The sequence below is a fragment of the Achromobacter sp. NPDC008082 genome (genome assembly GCF_042957345.1).
Classification (GTDB): domain Bacteria; phylum Pseudomonadota; class Gammaproteobacteria; order Burkholderiales; family Burkholderiaceae_B; genus Achromobacter; species Achromobacter kerstersii_A.
In genome coordinates this window covers 23036-37374 of sequence record NZ_JBIBIB010000002.1, presented here as the reverse complement: position 1 = coordinate 37374, position 14339 = coordinate 23036, and the positions used below count along the sequence as shown (strand labels likewise).

At 63.4% G+C, this 14339-nt stretch carries 13 protein-coding genes; 2 read left to right on the top strand and 11 right to left on the bottom strand.

What is annotated here, in order from left to right:
• Window positions 1-93: 93 nt before the first annotated feature.
• A complete protein-coding gene (gene pagP / locus ACFZAI_RS07295; protein WP_391566311.1) occupies window positions 94-648 on the top strand; it encodes a lipid IV(A) palmitoyltransferase PagP in 555 nt (184 codons plus the stop codon).
• Window positions 649-665: 17 nt separating this feature from the next.
• Here the strand turns inward: pagP and ACFZAI_RS07290 are convergent, their stop codons facing one another.
• From ACFZAI_RS07290 to ACFZAI_RS07250, 9 genes are all read right to left on the bottom strand, one after another.
• On the bottom strand, window positions 666-1277 hold the full coding sequence (locus ACFZAI_RS07290) for a gamma-glutamylcyclotransferase (protein ID WP_391566310.1): 612 nt from the start codon (window positions 1275-1277) through the stop codon (window positions 666-668).
• A gap of 160 nt (window positions 1278-1437) precedes the next feature.
• The gene (locus ACFZAI_RS07285) at window positions 1438-1896 is read right to left on the bottom strand and encodes an Lrp/AsnC family transcriptional regulator (protein ID WP_006226278.1); all 459 of its coding nucleotides are present in this window, start codon (window positions 1894-1896) and stop codon (window positions 1438-1440) included.
• Between the two features lie 9 nt (window positions 1897-1905).
• Window positions 1906-2688 carry an SDR family NAD(P)-dependent oxidoreductase gene (locus ACFZAI_RS07280; RefSeq protein WP_391566309.1) on the bottom strand — a complete coding sequence of 261 codons (783 nt, stop codon included), beginning with the start codon at window positions 2686-2688 and terminating at the stop codon, window positions 1906-1908.
• 167 nt (window positions 2689-2855) lie between these two features.
• A complete protein-coding gene (locus ACFZAI_RS07275; protein WP_391566308.1) occupies window positions 2856-4550 on the bottom strand; it encodes a thiamine pyrophosphate-binding protein in 1695 nt (564 codons plus the stop codon).
• A gap of 59 nt (window positions 4551-4609) precedes the next feature.
• On the bottom strand, window positions 4610-5596 hold the full coding sequence (locus ACFZAI_RS07270; RefSeq protein WP_391566307.1) for a tripartite tricarboxylate transporter substrate binding protein: 987 nt from the start codon (window positions 5594-5596) through the stop codon (window positions 4610-4612).
• Window positions 5593-6348: a GntR family transcriptional regulator gene (locus ACFZAI_RS07265; RefSeq protein WP_391566306.1), complete on the bottom strand. Its 756-nt coding sequence runs from the start codon at window positions 6346-6348 to the stop codon at window positions 5593-5595. Before ACFZAI_RS07265 ends, ACFZAI_RS07270 begins: the two co-directional genes overlap by 4 nt.
• Before the next feature lie 232 nt (window positions 6349-6580).
• On the bottom strand, window positions 6581-7300 hold the full coding sequence (locus ACFZAI_RS07260) for a VOC family protein (protein WP_391566305.1): 720 nt from the start codon (window positions 7298-7300) through the stop codon (window positions 6581-6583).
• A gap of 15 nt (window positions 7301-7315) precedes the next feature.
• On the bottom strand, window positions 7316-10051 hold the full coding sequence (gene secA, locus ACFZAI_RS07255) for a preprotein translocase subunit SecA (RefSeq protein WP_391566304.1): 2736 nt from the start codon (window positions 10049-10051) through the stop codon (window positions 7316-7318).
• A 177-nt stretch (window positions 10052-10228) separates the two neighbouring features.
• Entirely contained in the window at window positions 10229-11215 is a 987-nt protein-coding gene (locus tag ACFZAI_RS07250) for a M23 family metallopeptidase (RefSeq protein ID WP_054420459.1), read from the bottom strand.
• 128 nt (window positions 11216-11343) lie between these two features.
• Between ACFZAI_RS07250 and ACFZAI_RS07245 the strand changes: the two genes are divergently transcribed.
• Entirely contained in the window at window positions 11344-11751 is a 408-nt protein-coding gene (locus ACFZAI_RS07245) for a DciA family protein (RefSeq protein WP_391566303.1), read from the top strand.
• Window positions 11752-11946: 195 nt separating this feature from the next.
• Here ACFZAI_RS07245 and lpxC read toward each other — a convergent pair whose 3' ends face one another.
• Both lpxC and ftsZ read right to left on the bottom strand, forming a co-directional pair.
• Window positions 11947-12870 (bottom strand): UDP-3-O-acyl-N-acetylglucosamine deacetylase, encoded by a 924-nt coding sequence (gene lpxC, locus ACFZAI_RS07240; protein WP_054420456.1) that lies wholly within the window; start codon window positions 12868-12870, stop codon window positions 11947-11949.
• A gap of 240 nt (window positions 12871-13110) precedes the next feature.
• Complete coding sequence (gene ftsZ / locus ACFZAI_RS07235; RefSeq protein ID WP_391566302.1) at window positions 13111-14295, bottom strand: cell division protein FtsZ; 1185 nt, start codon at window positions 14293-14295, stop codon at window positions 13111-13113.
• Window positions 14296-14339: the final 44 nt, after the last annotated feature.

Below are 14339 nucleotides of genomic sequence, written 5' to 3'. Positions count from 1 at the left end.
CGAACACTGTTTCATGACAGCGGTCTGACAGGGATATGCCCATGACTCCATGTAAAGTAATGGAATTGTCATCTTCATCCCTTAGTACCCGTAATGACCGCCAAATTCCGGGCAGCCGTCCTTTGCTTGCTGCTCTCGACTTTCGCCGCCGCTGCTCAAGCCTGTGATGGTATGCCCTCTTGGGCGCAGTCCGCTTGTAATCGCCTGGACCAGATCTGGACCGAAGGCGGCCACGACCTCTACGTTTCCGGCTACGCCTGGCACAACCGCGCCATGTACAGCAAAGAGAAAATCGACAGCTTCAACGAACTGGCGTGGGGTGGCGGCTATGGCCGCAGCATCTACGACGAGGACGGCGACTGGCAGGGCTTGTACGCCATGGCGTTCCTGGATTCGCACAGCAAGGTCGAACCGATTGCCGGCTACGGCTTTTTGAAGATCGGACAAGTCAGCGAGAACTTCCGGCTGGGCGCGGGCTACACGGTGTTCCTGACCGCGCGGCACGACATCATGAGCTACGTGCCGTTCCCCGGCATCCTGCCGCTGGTGGGCGCAGGCTACAAAGACGCCATGTTCTACGCCACCTACATTCCCGGCGCCTCCGGCGCAGGCAACGTGCTGTACATGTTCGGCCGCTGGCACTTCTAAGGCGCAGGGCCCAAGCGTCAAAAAGCGTGGCCCAGCTTGCGGACCAGATCGCCCAGCCGCCAATCGTCAATGCCGTGCGCGCGCAGCGCACGCTCGGTCTCCACCACGTAATCCAGGCACGGCCCCGAATGCCCGACGGCATTGCGTATGCACGCGAGCAGGCGGTCGTCGCTCAGGTCAGCGGCGTATTCATCGCAAGCGCGGTTCAGCAGGAAGACCAGCCCGCGCACCGGCGCGGCTTCGGTATGGCACGTGAGCCAACGGGGGGTGTAGGCGCCGGTCACCATCTCGCGGCGCCAGAGCGCCTGGAACACGTCGCGCACATCGGCCGCCGAAATCTGATATGCCACGCCACGGCAGCAACCGCCCCGGTTCAAGCCGAACACCAGCCCGGGGTTATCAGGCGAGCCGCGATGGTCGTGAGACCACAAGCACAACGATCGGTGATAGCCGCGCACCGTCGCCAAGCGGCGCTCGCGCCAGGCAAAACCGGGATGCCAGATCAAGGACCCATACGCGAACACCCATAAATCGTCGGCGCCGTTCCAGCCGGCCAGCAGGTCGTCCACCGATAGCGCTTGCCGCGATTTGGCCAAACCGGCACAGCCGGCGGGTACTGCCAACGACATAGGGTCCTCTGATATCCCGATTCATTCCCTAGCAGGAATGAGCGATATCCTACGCCGAGCGCCGCGCAAAAGAATTGCGAGATGGGCCTTGTGCAACACGCCGAAAGAAATTTGCATCCGCCGCAGCCCTCGCCCAAGAAAAAAAATTGCGCGCCGGCCGTTACACCGCGTCCAGCGGCAATTCCGTCGTACTTTTGATGATTTCCATCGAGAAGCTCGCGCTGACATCCAGCAGATCCACCGCACCGATCAACCGGCGGTAAAAGCGGTCATACGCGGCCATGTCTTCCACGACCACCTTGAGCAGGTAGTCGATATCGCCCGCCATGCGATGAAACTCCACCACATTGGGCAGCGCCATCACCGCGTTGATCAGGCTTTGCGTCCACTTCTCGTTGTGCTGGCTAGTCTTGATGGACACAAAGACGGTCAGGTTCAGCCCCAGCGCCCGCGGGTCCAGCAGGATGGCGTTGCGCGCAATGACGCCATCGTCCTTGAGCTTCTGGATGCGGCGCCAGCATGGCGTGACGGACAGGTTCACCTGCTCGGCAATTTCAGCAACCGAACAGGTGGCGTCCTTTTGCAGCAAGGCCAGGATCTTGATGTCTGTCTGGTCCATGGGGAATCCTCAGTACGTGCCGGGGTAGCCGCCGCCGTCGATCAGGATGTTTTGCGCGGTCATGTAGCCGGAATGCACCGAGCAGATGTACGCGCACAAGGCGCCCATTTCTTCGGGCTGTCCGTAGCGCCCCGCCGGATTGGCGCGGCTGCGCTCGTCCCAAAGCTGGTCGAACGTCTTGCCGCCGGACTGCTCCAACATGCCCTGGATGTGCCGCACCTGCGCATCGGTCGCGAACGCCCCCGGCAGCAGGTTGTTGATGGTGACGTTGTGGCGCACGGTCTGCCGCGCCAGCCCGCCCACAAAACCGACCAGCCCTGAGCGCGCGCCGTTGGACAGGCCGAGCTCCGCATGCGGCGCCTTCACGCTGCGCGACACGATATTCACGATGCGGCCAAAGCGCCGCTCGATCATGCCGTCGACCACGCGGCGGATCATGTCGATCGGCCCAAGCATCATCGCGTCCAGCGACGCAATCCAGTCGTCCCGCGTCCAGTCGCGAAAGTCGCCCGGCATCGGGCCATCGGCGTTGTTGATCAGGATGTCGGGGTGCGGGCAGGCGGCCAATGCCGCATCGCGCCCGGCGGCTTGCGTCAGATCGGCCGATACCCAGCCCACGCCGATGCCGGTTTCGTGCGAGATCTCGGCCGCGGCTTGCTCAAGCGTTTGCGGATTGCGGGCCGCGATGGTGACCGCCACGCCTTCCCGCGCCAATTGCAGGGCGCAAGCCCGGCCCATGCCGCGGCTGCCGCCAAACACCAAAGCCGTCTTGCCACTGATCCCCAAGTCCATGCCCGATTCCCCTGTAATGTGCCGCAGGCCACGCGCCTGCGCGCCGAAGCGGATCAGTATAGGAGCGCGCGCCGCGCTCCGGCACAAAAAAAGGAGCCCCGAAGGGCCCCTTTATGCATGGATGCCGCAACACTGCGCCACCGTTGCCGCATCCCCGCCATGCCGTATCAGCCCATCCACTGGCTGACCGGCGCGGCCGCGTCTTGCAGCGGCTGCGCCACCACGTCGATCAGCGCCGGGCCGTCGTGTTCCATGGCGGCCTTGATCGCGGCGTCCAGCTTGGACGGGTCTTCCACGCGCCACGCCTTCACTCCATACGCTTCGGCGATACGGGCATGGTCGGTGCGGTTGAAGTCCACGCTGTAGTAGCGCTGGTCGTAGCCTGCCTTCTGGCTGGCCTTGATCCAGCCATAGACCGAGTTCGAAAACACGATCATCAAGAGCGGCGCCTTGTGACGCACGATGGTTTCCAGTTCGCCCACGGTGAAACCGAAGCTGCCGTCGCCCATCACGGACACGCACTTGGACTGCGGCCGGCCAACCCAGGCGCCCAGCGCCGCCGACATCGAAAAGCCCAGCGCGCCGTGCGCGCGGTTGGTGATGAAGTGCCGGCCGGGGCGCGACACGTCGTAGTAAGCCGAAAAATACGGGCAAGGCGTGCCAGGGTCCGCGCACACGATCGCATCATCGGGCAGCAGGCGGTTCAGCGATTGCACGACACGCTCGGGGCGGATCGGGGCTTCCAGACTGTTGGCCAGCGGCTCCAGTTGCGCCAGCCGGGCCGCTTTGGCGCGGCCAGCCAGCACCGCGCCGTCAACGGCGTCGGCGTTGCGATGCGCCAGACGCGCCTGCACTTCGGCGCCCAGCGCTTGCAGCGCCAGCTTGGCATCGCCCACCAGACCCACTTCGGTCAGGTAGTTGGCGCCGATCACCATCGGGTCGATATCGATGTGCAAAATCGGCACGTCGCGGTTCGGGAAGCGCCAGTGCTCGGTCGACGTGGACCCCGCGCGGCACCCCACGAACAGCACCACGTCGGCAGCGGCCACCACGTCGCGCGTGGCCATCACGCCGCCGTTCGAACCCACCACGCCTGCGTTCAGCGGGTGCGTATCGGCCAAACTGCCCTGCCCGCTGACCGTGACGCAAACCGCCGCCTTCAGCGTTTCCGCCAGTTCCTGCAAGGCGCCACTGGCGCCGGCGATGACGACACCACCGCCGCAAATGATCACCGGCGAACGCGCGCCGATCAGGCGCTGCGCGGCGCGGGCCACGTCAGCGGGGTCCGGCGCAAAGCGCATGGACGGAAACTGGCCGTGCTCGGGCTGCGCCCACACGTCCGACGCATCCACTTGCTGCTTCATCACGTCATACGGAAAGCACAGGTGCGCGGCGCCCGGCTTGCCCGTCGTCATGGCGCGAAACGCCGCCCGCACCATGCCCGGAATCTGGTCAGCGCGATCAATCGTGCGGTTCCACTTCGTCAGCGGGCGATACAAGGCTTCCTGGTCAAGTTCCGTCAGCGGATACTTGCCGCGCGAGCCCACCGCCACGTCTGACGTGATGCCCAGCACGGGAATAGACGATTCGTTGGCTTCCACCAAGCCGGGCAGCAGATACGTTGCGCCGCCGCCGCTGGGGCCTTCGCACACGCCGACCTTGCCGGTCACGCGCGCATAGGCGTCCGCCATATAGCCCGCGCTGCGCTCATCGCGCGTCAGGATGTGCTGCATGCCGTGGTCCAGGCGGTACAGCGCGTCGTAGAACGGCAGGCTGGTGTCGCCGCACAGGCCAAAAATATGTTTGACGCCGTTGTGCTGCAGCATCCGCACCATGGCTTCGGCGCCGGTCAAATTTTCCATGTCATCTCCACGTGTTTCGCGGATGGGGCCGAACGGCAAGCCGTCCGGCCGCCCACCGCTCAGTTATCCAGATTGATGTTGCTGCTCTTGATGAAGGCGCTCCAGCGGTCGTACTCCGACTTCACGTACGCATCCAGCGCAGGGCCGTCAGACGCTACGATCTCGAAGCCCGCTTCGGTGACCTTCTTCTTGATTTCCGGGTCGGCCAGCACCGCCTTGAAGTCCGCCGTCAGTTTCTTCACGGTGGCTTCCGGCGTGCCCTTGGGCGCGAACATGCCGCTCCACGAATAGGCGACAAAGCCGGGGAAGCCGGACTCGATCACGGTCGGCACATTCGGCAATTCGGGCAGGCGCTTTTCGCCCGCTACCGCCAGCGGCTTGATCTTGCCGCCTTGGATCTGGCCACGCAGCGCCGCAAAGCTCAGCCACGTCATATTGGCCTGACCGCCCACCACCGCCTGAATGGCCGGACCGCCGCCGCCATATGGCACGTGCAGCAACTCCACTTTCGACAGGCGCTTGAGTTCTTCCGGCGCCAGGTGGTTCAGCGACCCGACACCGGTCGAGGCGTAGTTGAACTTGTTGGGCGATTCCTTGGCGGCGGCCGCCAGGAACTCCTTCAAGTTATCCCCAGGCACGTTCGGGTTGGCGCCGATCACCAGCGGAAAACGCACGGTCTGCGAAATGGCGACGAAGTCCTTGAACGTGTCGTAGGGCAGCTTGGGCTTCACGGCGGGGTTGATGCCGTGGTTGTCGAAGCTGACCAGCAACGTGTTGCCATCGGGTTCCGCGCGGGCCACAAAGGCCGTTGCGATCTGGCTGGCGGCGCCCGGGCGGTTTTCCACGACAACGGCGCGCCCGCCCAATTGCTGCGACAAACGCGGCTGCAAGATGCGCGCCAGGATGTCCGTGCTGCCGCCCGGCGGGTACGGCACGACCAGGATCAATGGCCGTTCTTCGGCGGCGGCGGGCGCGGCGAACATGGCGCCCCCCACCGCGGCCAGCGCGCATAAGCTCGCTGCAATCCGCTTCATCGTATGAGTCATTTTTTTTCCCCTGCTGTTGTAGTGTTGGCCGGCGCTGCCGTGGCGGGTTCGGCCTGGTCCCGCATGTAAATCGTTGAAAAACCGGTGCGTATGACGTCGGTGATCTGATCCAACCGCCGGCCGATATGCGTGCTCATCAGCCCGGCCAGCCCATCGGCATCCCGCTGTTCCAGCGCCTGCACGATGCGCAGATGTTCCCCTTGGGTATGGCTGCGGCGGCCCTGCTGCATGTCAATCCAGCGTACGAAATGGATGCGGGCATTGACGCTTTCCAGGGCGCGCACGAACTCTTCGTTGCGCGACAGGCGCGCCAGATGCAGGTGGAATGCTTCGTCCAGCTCCAGCAAGCGCGTGGCGTCGCTGTCTTCGGGCACATCGCGCGACCGCTCCACGAACGCGCGCAGGCTGGCCAGTTCTTCGTCGCTGGCGCGCTCGCACGCCGCGCGCACAATGCCGGCCTCCAGCACAGCGCGATATTCGTACAGGCTATGGATCTGCTTGGCGTCCAGCAGCCGGGCGATGAAGCCACGGTTCACCGACCGCGTCAGAAAACCTTCCACCATCAATTGATTCAGCACTTCACGCAACGGCGTGCGGCTGACGTTCAAACGGCGCGCGAGCTCGACTTCGTTGATGCGTTCGCCCGGCTTGAAATCAAACCGCACCGCCATCGCCTTGACCGCGCCATACAGCTCCGCCTGTCCGGCGGACGTCCGGGCAGCGGGTCGGATGGCTGAAGGGGGGTGGGTCATCAGGGCGGCTGGCGAAGGGGGATGAAGTGCATACTAAAGTGCATACACTTTGCTTCGCAACTCGGGTTTGCCCGGAAATGCGCACGGCAAAAACGCGCGCATTTCTGCCCGGGATGGGCATTAAAAACAGGGATGAGTAACCGCAGGAGGTGCCGCAGGAGGTGCCGCAGAAAGTGCCTGCAGAAGGGGCCTGCAGGAGAGAGGCCGCAGGGAGCGGGCTGCGGGGGGAGACTTACAGGCCGGTATCCAGCGTGTAGTGCGCGCCGTCGCGGTTTTCCAGCGTCAGCGTGGACAACACCGGCGTGACCGCCGTTGCGTCTTGCTGCACGTGAATACGCAGATTGGCCAGCGGCACATCCCAGCCGCCCGTGGCGGCTTCGGCGGTAACGTCCGCCACCAGCGCCAAGCGCTCGGCCACGGCCCGGGCATCCGCCGCGCGCGCGTCGATACGCAACAAGCTGCGCGCGCCGTTCGGGTGCGCCATCAATTCAGGAGACCAAACGCATTCGGGCGTCAGATGGCGGCAGAAATACATGCGAATGCCGGGCAAGGGCTGCTCGGCAAAACGCACGGTATGAAAGCGGGCCTGCACTTCCTGGCCGTCCAGCATCGCGGGGCGCGTCAGTTCCTGCACCGGATTCACGGCGAACCCGGCCGCCTTCAACCGTTCATACGTGGCCTCAGCGTCATAGGTGCGAAACACCAGCGCTTCCAGTCCGAACGGAGAATCAGCGATTTCCTTGCGGGCAGGCGGCGCGCCTTGCGGCCAGCCCAGCAATTCAACATACGTGCCTTCCAGCACGATCAGCCGATTGCACGAGCCCAAGTTGTGCACCGCCTTGTCGCTCAGGTGAAAGCCCTGGCGCTCGAAGTGCGGCGCCAGCGCATCCAGCCGGTCGCGCACCATCACGACGGCGTGGTCGAATTCGGTGCGGCCGACAGAATGCAGCATGGCGTTATTTCCTGATCAGACGAGCTTGCCGTGGCACTGCTTGTACTTCTTGCCGCTGCCGCACGGGCACGGGTCGTTGCGGCCAACCTTGGGCAGCGCATTGCGCACGGGCTGCGCACCGTCATCCGATTCCGTCTGGGCCAACGCTTCGTCGTAATCAGAGTGGTGGTACTGCACGTTTTGCACATGCGATTGCGCGGCTTCGGCTTCGGCTTGTTCAACCTGTTCCGACGACTGCACACGCACGGTCATCAACACGCGGACCACGTCGTCGCGGATGCGGTCCAGCATGCCCGAGAACAGCTCAAAGGCTTCGCGCTTGTATTCCTGCTTGGGGTTCTTCTGCGCATAGCCGCGCAGGTGGATGCCCTGGCGCAGGTAATCCAGCGACGACAGGTGCTCGCGCCAGTGCGTGTCGATCGCTTGCAGCATGATCGAACGCTCAAACTGCGACCACGATTCCGTGCCGACTTGATCGACCTTGGCCTGGTAGGCCTCGCGCGCGGCGTTAACCACGCGTTCGCGCAGCTCTTCGTCCGTCAGGCTGGTTTCTTTTTCCAGCATTTCGGTCAGCGGCAGATGCAGGTGCCAATCGGCTTCCAGCGCCTTTTGCAGGGCCGGGATGTCCCACTGCTCTTCCACCGATTCCGGCGGCACGTAGGTGTTGAACAGCTCAACCACGGCGGCGTCGCGCAGGTTGTTCACCGTTTCACTGACGCTGGCAGCTTCCAGCACGTCGTTACGCTGCGAATACAGCACCTTGCGCTGGTCGTTGGCCACATCGTCGTATTCCAGCAATTGCTTGCGGATGTCGAAGTTGCGGCCTTCCACCTTGCGTTGCGCGGTTTCGATCGAACGCGTCACCATGCCTGCTTCGATGGGTTCCCCCTCGGGCAGCTTCAGGCGTTCCATGATGGCGCGCACGCGGTCACCCGCGAAGATGCGCATCAGGGAATCTTCCAGCGACAGGTAGAAACGGGACGAACCCGGGTCACCCTGGCGGCCGGCACGGCCACGCAGCTGGTTGTCGATACGGCGGGATTCGTGACGCTCGGTGCCAATGATGCGCAGGCCGCCAGCGGCCTTGACCTGCTCGTTCAGCGGCTTCCATTCCGCGCGCACCTGTTCGATGCGTGCGTTCTTTTCGGCTTCCGACAGCGATTCGTCGGCGCGGATCAGGTCAACCTGCTTATCCACACTGCCGCCCAGCACGATGTCGGTACCGCGACCGGCCATGTTGGTGGCAATGGTGATGTGGCCCGGCTTGCCGGCTTCGGCAACGATCTCGGCTTCACGGGCGTGCTGCTTGGCGTTCAGCACTTCGTGCGGCAGTTTGGCCTTCTTCAGCAGGCCCGACAGCAGCTCGGAGTTTTCAATGCTGGTCGTGCCCACCAGCACGGGCTGGCCGCGCTCGTGGCAATCGCGGATGTCTTCCAGGATTGCGTTGTACTTTTCCGGATCAGTCTTGAAGACCTGATCGTTCTGATCCTTGCGGATCATAGGCTTGTTGGTCGGGATGATGACCGTTTCAAGCCCGTAGATTTCCTGGAATTCGTACGCTTCCGTATCGGCCGTACCGGTCATGCCGGACAGCTTTTCGTACATGCGGAAGTAGTTCTGGAACGTGATCGACGCCAGCGTCTGGTTCTCGTGTTGGATCTTCACGCCTTCCTTGGCTTCGACGGCCTGGTGCAGGCCATCGGACCAACGGCGGCCCACCATCAGGCGGCCCGTGAATTCGTCGACGATCACCACTTCACCGTCTTGCACGACGTACTGCTGGTCGCGGAAGAACAGGTTGTTGGCGCGCAAAGCCACCATCAGGTGGTGCATCAGCGCAATGTGGCGCGGGTCGTACAGCGACTCGCCTTCGGGCAAGATGCCCAGGCGGGCCAGAATGGCTTCGGCGTTCTCGTGGCCGGCTTCCGACAGATAGACCTGCTGGCTCTTTTCGTCGACCCAGTAATCACCTTCGGGTTCCGGCTCCTGCGGCTTGGGCTCGGTGGCCATGCGCTTGAGCAGCGGCGGCACCGCGTTCATGCGGATGTAGAGCTCGGTGTGATCTTCGGCCTGGCCGGAGATGATCAGCGGCGTACGGGCTTCGTCGATCAGGATCGAGTCCACTTCGTCGACGATGGCGTAGAACAGCACGCGCTGGCGGCGGTCCTCAACACGGTATTCCATGTTGTCGCGCAGGTAGTCAAAGCCGAATTCGTTGTTCGTGCCGTACGTGATGTCGGCAGCGTAGGCGGCCTTCTTCTCTTCGTTCGGCTGCTGCGGCACCACCACGCCCGTGGTCATGCCCAGGAAGTGGTACAGGCGCCCCATCCATTCCGCATCACGGCGGGCCAGATAGTCGTTCACCGTCACGACGTGGACGCCCTTGCCGGCGACCGCGTTCAGGTAAACGGGCAACGTCGCCATCAGCGTCTTGCCTTCCCCCGTGCGCATTTCGGCGATCTTGCCGCTGTGCAGCGCGATGCCGCCCAGCAACTGAGAGTCGAAGTGGCGCATGCCGAATACCCGCTTGCCGGCTTCGCGAACCACGGCGAAGGCTTCGGGCAGCAGGTCGTCCAGGGACGTTCCCTGAGCGTATCGGGATCGGAATTCGTCGGTCTTGGCCGCCAGCTCCGCATCGGAAAGCGCGGAAATCTTGGGCTCTTGCCCATTGATCTGGGTTACCAGCTTGCGATACTGCTTAAGCAGCCGGTCATTGCGGCTACCTATGAGTTTTTTGAGCAGAGAAACCATGCGTATGTCGGCCGCACGTACCACGCCGCGCCTGCACAAGGCCTGGGCAGCGTCGCCCGTGACTTTTGATGTTATTGGTTGAGCGGGGGTCCGCTGGGAAACGAACCAGTTTAACGCACCTGGAGCGTAATAGCCTGGATCTATGACCAGGGTGCTTTGATTGTCCTGTTGGACCGGTCAGCGCGCCGCAGGTTCATTTGTGGTGGCCTGCGCCACCGCGGGCGGCGCGGGCTGCTGCGAACCCAGGAACAATCGGGGGTCCAGCGGCTGTCCGGCAAGGCGGACTTCAAAGTGCAAATGCGGGCCGGTAGACCGCCCCGAACTGCCCACGCGGGCCACTTGCTGGCCACGCTCGACAAGCTGCCCTTGCTTGACCATCAGCGATGACGCATGGGCGTAACGCGTGATCAGGCCATCGCCATGGTCGATCTCGACCATGTTGCCAAAGCCGGGCTGGAACTTGGCTTCCAGCACCACGCCGCCAGAGGCCGCAAGAATCGGCGTGCCAGACGGGGCCGCAAAATCCAGCCCTTCATGCATGGCCGTGCGCCCCGTCACCGGGTTGCGGCGCCAGCCATAGGACGAACTCAGATAGGGGTAATCGGTGATCGGCATCGCGGTCGGCATGCGGGCCTGGTCGGCCGACCGCTTGGTCAGCGCCGCATCCAGCAGCTTCAGGTTGTCGGACTGCTGCGCAAGCCGGGCCTGGATTTCGTCCAGCTGGCGGCCCAAGGCTTCGGCCGACGCCGCGCTGGGCGGCGGGTGGTCGGTGAACAGGTCGTCCATGACCTGCGTGGCTTCGGGCTGCGTCAACGCTTCGGGTTGGGCCACGGCCAATTGCTTGGCCAGCTCCGGGTCCGTATAGGCCACGCCGGCCACCTTGGCCACGCGCTGGCCCAGGCCGTCGATACTGACCAGCTTGGCCTGCAACGCGCCAACTTTAGCGGCCAGCAAGTTCATGTTTCCACGCAGGAAATCAGTGTCCCGGCCCGGCTGAGTGGCCAACGGCCACCCGACGGTCTGAACCGCCGGCAGCATGGGAGTAAGGTATCGTTGCAGCGCGGCGCCAAAGATGGCTGCCGTCACGAGCGCGGCCCCGAGAAACAACGCCAGTCGCGCTCCTCCCAGGGTGAAATGCCCGTCCCGCCCGTCGCGGGCGTGCATAATCACGATTTTCAAGGTGTGCTTCCTAAATCTTTATAGCCGGGATGAATAGACCCACTTCATACCGTCAACGTTCCAGTGCCAGCCGGCGGAAAGAAAATACCGCTCTGGGATGGCTGGGTCATGACATGCGGGGCGCCGGTGTGTTGGCGACTGCCCGCAAGCACTTGCAAATTCAGTATGCGGTGGCGGCGGTTCTGCCCGCCCCGCTAGGTGCTGTCTGCCAGGTCGGCAAACTGGAAAACCAGTGCCTGCATCTGGTGGTGCCAAGCGCCGCGCATGCCGCCAAGATGCGGCAATTGGCGCCGCGCGTGGCGCGCGCCCTGGCCGACCAAGGCTGGAACCTTAACGAAATTGCCGTCAAGGTACAAGCGGGTTTACCGAAGCCCGGCGCCCGTCAGCCGCTGCCTCCCAAAGAGGCGCAACCGCTCGGAGACACCGCACTGGGCGCGTTCAAATCGTTGCATGACACGCTGCGTCCCGGCCCGTTGGCCGACGCCGTCGCCAAGCTTTTGAAGCATCACAAGCGTAGCTGAAGCCATCCGGCCCTGTCCGGCGCCAGGGGCGCCCGGAAACGAAGCGAAACCAAGTTCTCGGGGGTTTAGACCCGATGGTTTGCAACCGGATGGCGATTTTTGCGCTAACGGATGGCGGCCAGCGCCATCCTTAAGCAGGGGCCTGATGGGAATACCGGGGACACGCCCCGGTTCAGGCCCGATCAGAAAGCGGCGTTACGCCAGCTTCCATTCGTGGCGGAAGGCCTGCGGCGCTTCTGCCTGCGATTCATAGGTGACCAGTTCCCAGGCGTCTTGCTGAGCAAGCAGCGCACGGGCCAGCTGGTTATTCAGGCCGTGGCCCGACTTGCACGCCACATAGCGCGCCACCAGGGGTTTGCCCAGCAGATACAAGTCGCCAATGGCGTCCAGGATCTTGTGCTTCACAAATTCGTCGTCGTAGCGCAGCCCGTCGCTGTTCAGCACGCGGTACTCGTCCATGACGATCGCGTTGTCCAGGCTGCCGCCGCGGGCCAGGCCCATCGAACGCAGCGCTTCCACTTCGTTCACGAAACCGAAGGTGCGCGCACGGGCGATCTCGCGCACATACGAGTGCGTGGCGAAATCGATCTCGGCGAAATTGGCCGTGGAATCAATGGCGGGGTGGCGGAAGTCGATCGAGAACGCCAGCGCGTAACCCTCGTGGGGTTCCAGGCGAGCCCATTTCTCGTTGCGGCCTTCGCCTTCACGCACTTCGACCGTCTTTTTGACGCGGATGAATTGCTTGGGCGCGTTCTGCTCGACGATGCCCGCCGAGCGCAACAGATAAACAAACGTGGCCGCACTGCCGTCCATGATGGGGACTTCTTCGGCAGTGAGGTCGATATGCAGGTTGTCGATACCCAGGCCGGCCAATGCCGACATGAGATGCTCCACCGTGGAGACGCGGACGTTGCCTTGTTGCAGGACGGACGCCATGCGCGTATCGCCCACGCCAGTGGCCTGCGCGGGCAGGTCCACGACCTCGGGCAGGTCGACGCGGTGGAAAACAATACCGGTATTGGGTTGTGCCGGACGCAGGGTGAGTTCTACCCGCCGTCCGGAGTGGACGCCGACGCCTGTCGTGCGGACTAGATTCTGAATGCTGCGTTGTCGGAACATGAGACTTAGGTGCTTTGGAGCCAAGAAGCCGGCACGAAGAGTACAGATTGCCGGCGTAACTGACGTATTGTAACGCTGTCCGATCCATGACGCCAACGTGCGCCAGAACCGACCGATACCTCCGTCCCTTATTTGAAACGTGCAAGGGAAACACGGACCGCTCCGCCTCCGGCTCGCCCGCGGGGACAGGCGAGCCGGAGATGAGGGAGTGCGATTAGAGCCTGTGATCGGCTCTTAGGTTCAATCCGCTTGCTTACGCAGGAACGCCGGGATGTCGAAGTGATCCATGCCCGAGCTTTCCAGTGCACGCACCTGGGCCGACGCCTGGCTGCGCGGATTGCGCATGACCGACGGCATGTCCAGATTGCGGTAATCGCCGCCTTGACCGGCCGGCATCGTGCCCATGGGCATGTTGTCGGTACCGGTGCGCAGCACCTCAGCGGTGTTCTGAACCAGCTGCGGACGCGCTTGCGCACGGCCCAGGCCGGTTGCCACCACGGTCACGCGCAGGTTTTCACCCATCGACTCGTCATAGGCCGTACCGAAGATCACGGTCGCGTCGTCCGAAGCGTAGCTGCGGATCGTTTCCATGATTTCGCGCGTTTCGCGCATCTTCAGCGTGCGGCTGGCGGTGATGTTGACCAGCACGCCGCGAGCGCCGTTCAGGTCCACGCCTTCCAGCAGCGGGCAAGCAATGGCGTGCTCGGCAGCGACGCGAGCGCGGTCTGCGCCCGAAGCCGATGCCGTGCCCATCATGGCCTGGCCCTGCTCGCCCATGATCGTCTTCACGTCTTCGAAGTCGACGTTGACGTTACCTTCGACGTTGATGATTTCGGCGATACCCGCGCAAGCGTTGTGCAGGATGTCGTCGGCGGAACGGAAGCAGTCTTCCTGCGTCGCGTCCTCGTCCATCAGCTCATACAGGTTCTCGTTCAGAACCACGATGAGCGAATGCACGTGCTTGGCCAGTTCGGCAATGCCGTCTTCGGCCATCTTCAGGCGCTTGTTGCCTTCGAACGTGAAAGGCTTGGTGACCACGCCCACGGTCAGAATGCCCAGTTCCTTCGCCACTTCGGCCACGACCGGACCTGCGCCGGTGCCGGTGCCACCGCCCATGCCGGCGGTGATGAAGACCATGTGAGCGCCGTTCAGCGCAGCACGGATCTCCTCGCGCGCGGTTTCAGCCGACGCACGTCCTTGCTCGGGCTTGGCGCCCGCACCCAGGCCAGTACGGCCCAGACGAATTTGCACCGGGGCGTTGGTCGCCGCCAGTGCCTGCGCATCGGTGTTGGCGCAGATGAAATCCACGCCGTGCACGCCGCTGCGAATCATGTGCGCGACCGCATTGCCGCCCGCACCGCCCACACCAACGACCTTGATTACGGTCCCTTTGGTGTTGTTCTCAAGCATCTCAAAGTTCATCATGATGACTCCCTCACAAGTCCGATTTTGCAAATCACAAAAATTCC

Excerpts from the sequence above, each read along its gene's own strand:
- ACFZAI_RS07285 (WP_006226278.1), bottom strand. The coding sequence starts at position 1,896 with ATGGACCAGACAGACATCAAGATCCTGGCCTTGCTGCAAAAGGACGCC.
- ACFZAI_RS07250 (WP_054420459.1), bottom strand. The coding sequence starts at position 11,215 with ATGCACGCCCGCGACGGGCGGGACGGGCATTTCACCCTGGGAGGAGCG.
- pagP (WP_391566311.1), top strand. The coding sequence starts at position 94 with ATGACCGCCAAATTCCGGGCAGCCGTCCTTTGCTTGCTGCTCTCGACT.
- secA (WP_391566304.1), bottom strand. The coding sequence starts at position 10,051 with ATGGTTTCTCTGCTCAAAAAACTCATAGGTAGCCGCAATGACCGGCTG.
- lpxC (WP_054420456.1), bottom strand. The coding sequence starts at position 12,870 with ATGTTCCGACAACGCAGCATTCAGAATCTAGTCCGCACGACAGGCGTC.
- ACFZAI_RS07265 (WP_391566306.1), bottom strand. The coding sequence starts at position 6,348 with ATGACCCACCCCCCTTCAGCCATCCGACCCGCTGCCCGGACGTCCGCC.
- ACFZAI_RS07245 (WP_391566303.1), top strand. The coding sequence starts at position 11,344 with ATGCGGGGCGCCGGTGTGTTGGCGACTGCCCGCAAGCACTTGCAAATT.
- ACFZAI_RS07270 (WP_391566307.1), bottom strand. The coding sequence starts at position 5,596 with ATGACTCATACGATGAAGCGGATTGCAGCGAGCTTATGCGCGCTGGCC.
- ACFZAI_RS07275 (WP_391566308.1), bottom strand. The coding sequence starts at position 4,550 with ATGGAAAATTTGACCGGCGCCGAAGCCATGGTGCGGATGCTGCAGCAC.
- ACFZAI_RS07260 (WP_391566305.1), bottom strand. The coding sequence starts at position 7,300 with ATGCTGCATTCTGTCGGCCGCACCGAATTCGACCACGCCGTCGTGATG.
- ACFZAI_RS07290 (WP_391566310.1), bottom strand. The coding sequence starts at position 1,277 with ATGTCGTTGGCAGTACCCGCCGGCTGTGCCGGTTTGGCCAAATCGCGG.
- ftsZ (WP_391566302.1), bottom strand. The coding sequence starts at position 14,295 with ATGATGAACTTTGAGATGCTTGAGAACAACACCAAAGGGACCGTAATC.
- ACFZAI_RS07280 (WP_391566309.1), bottom strand. The coding sequence starts at position 2,688 with ATGGACTTGGGGATCAGTGGCAAGACGGCTTTGGTGTTTGGCGGCAGC.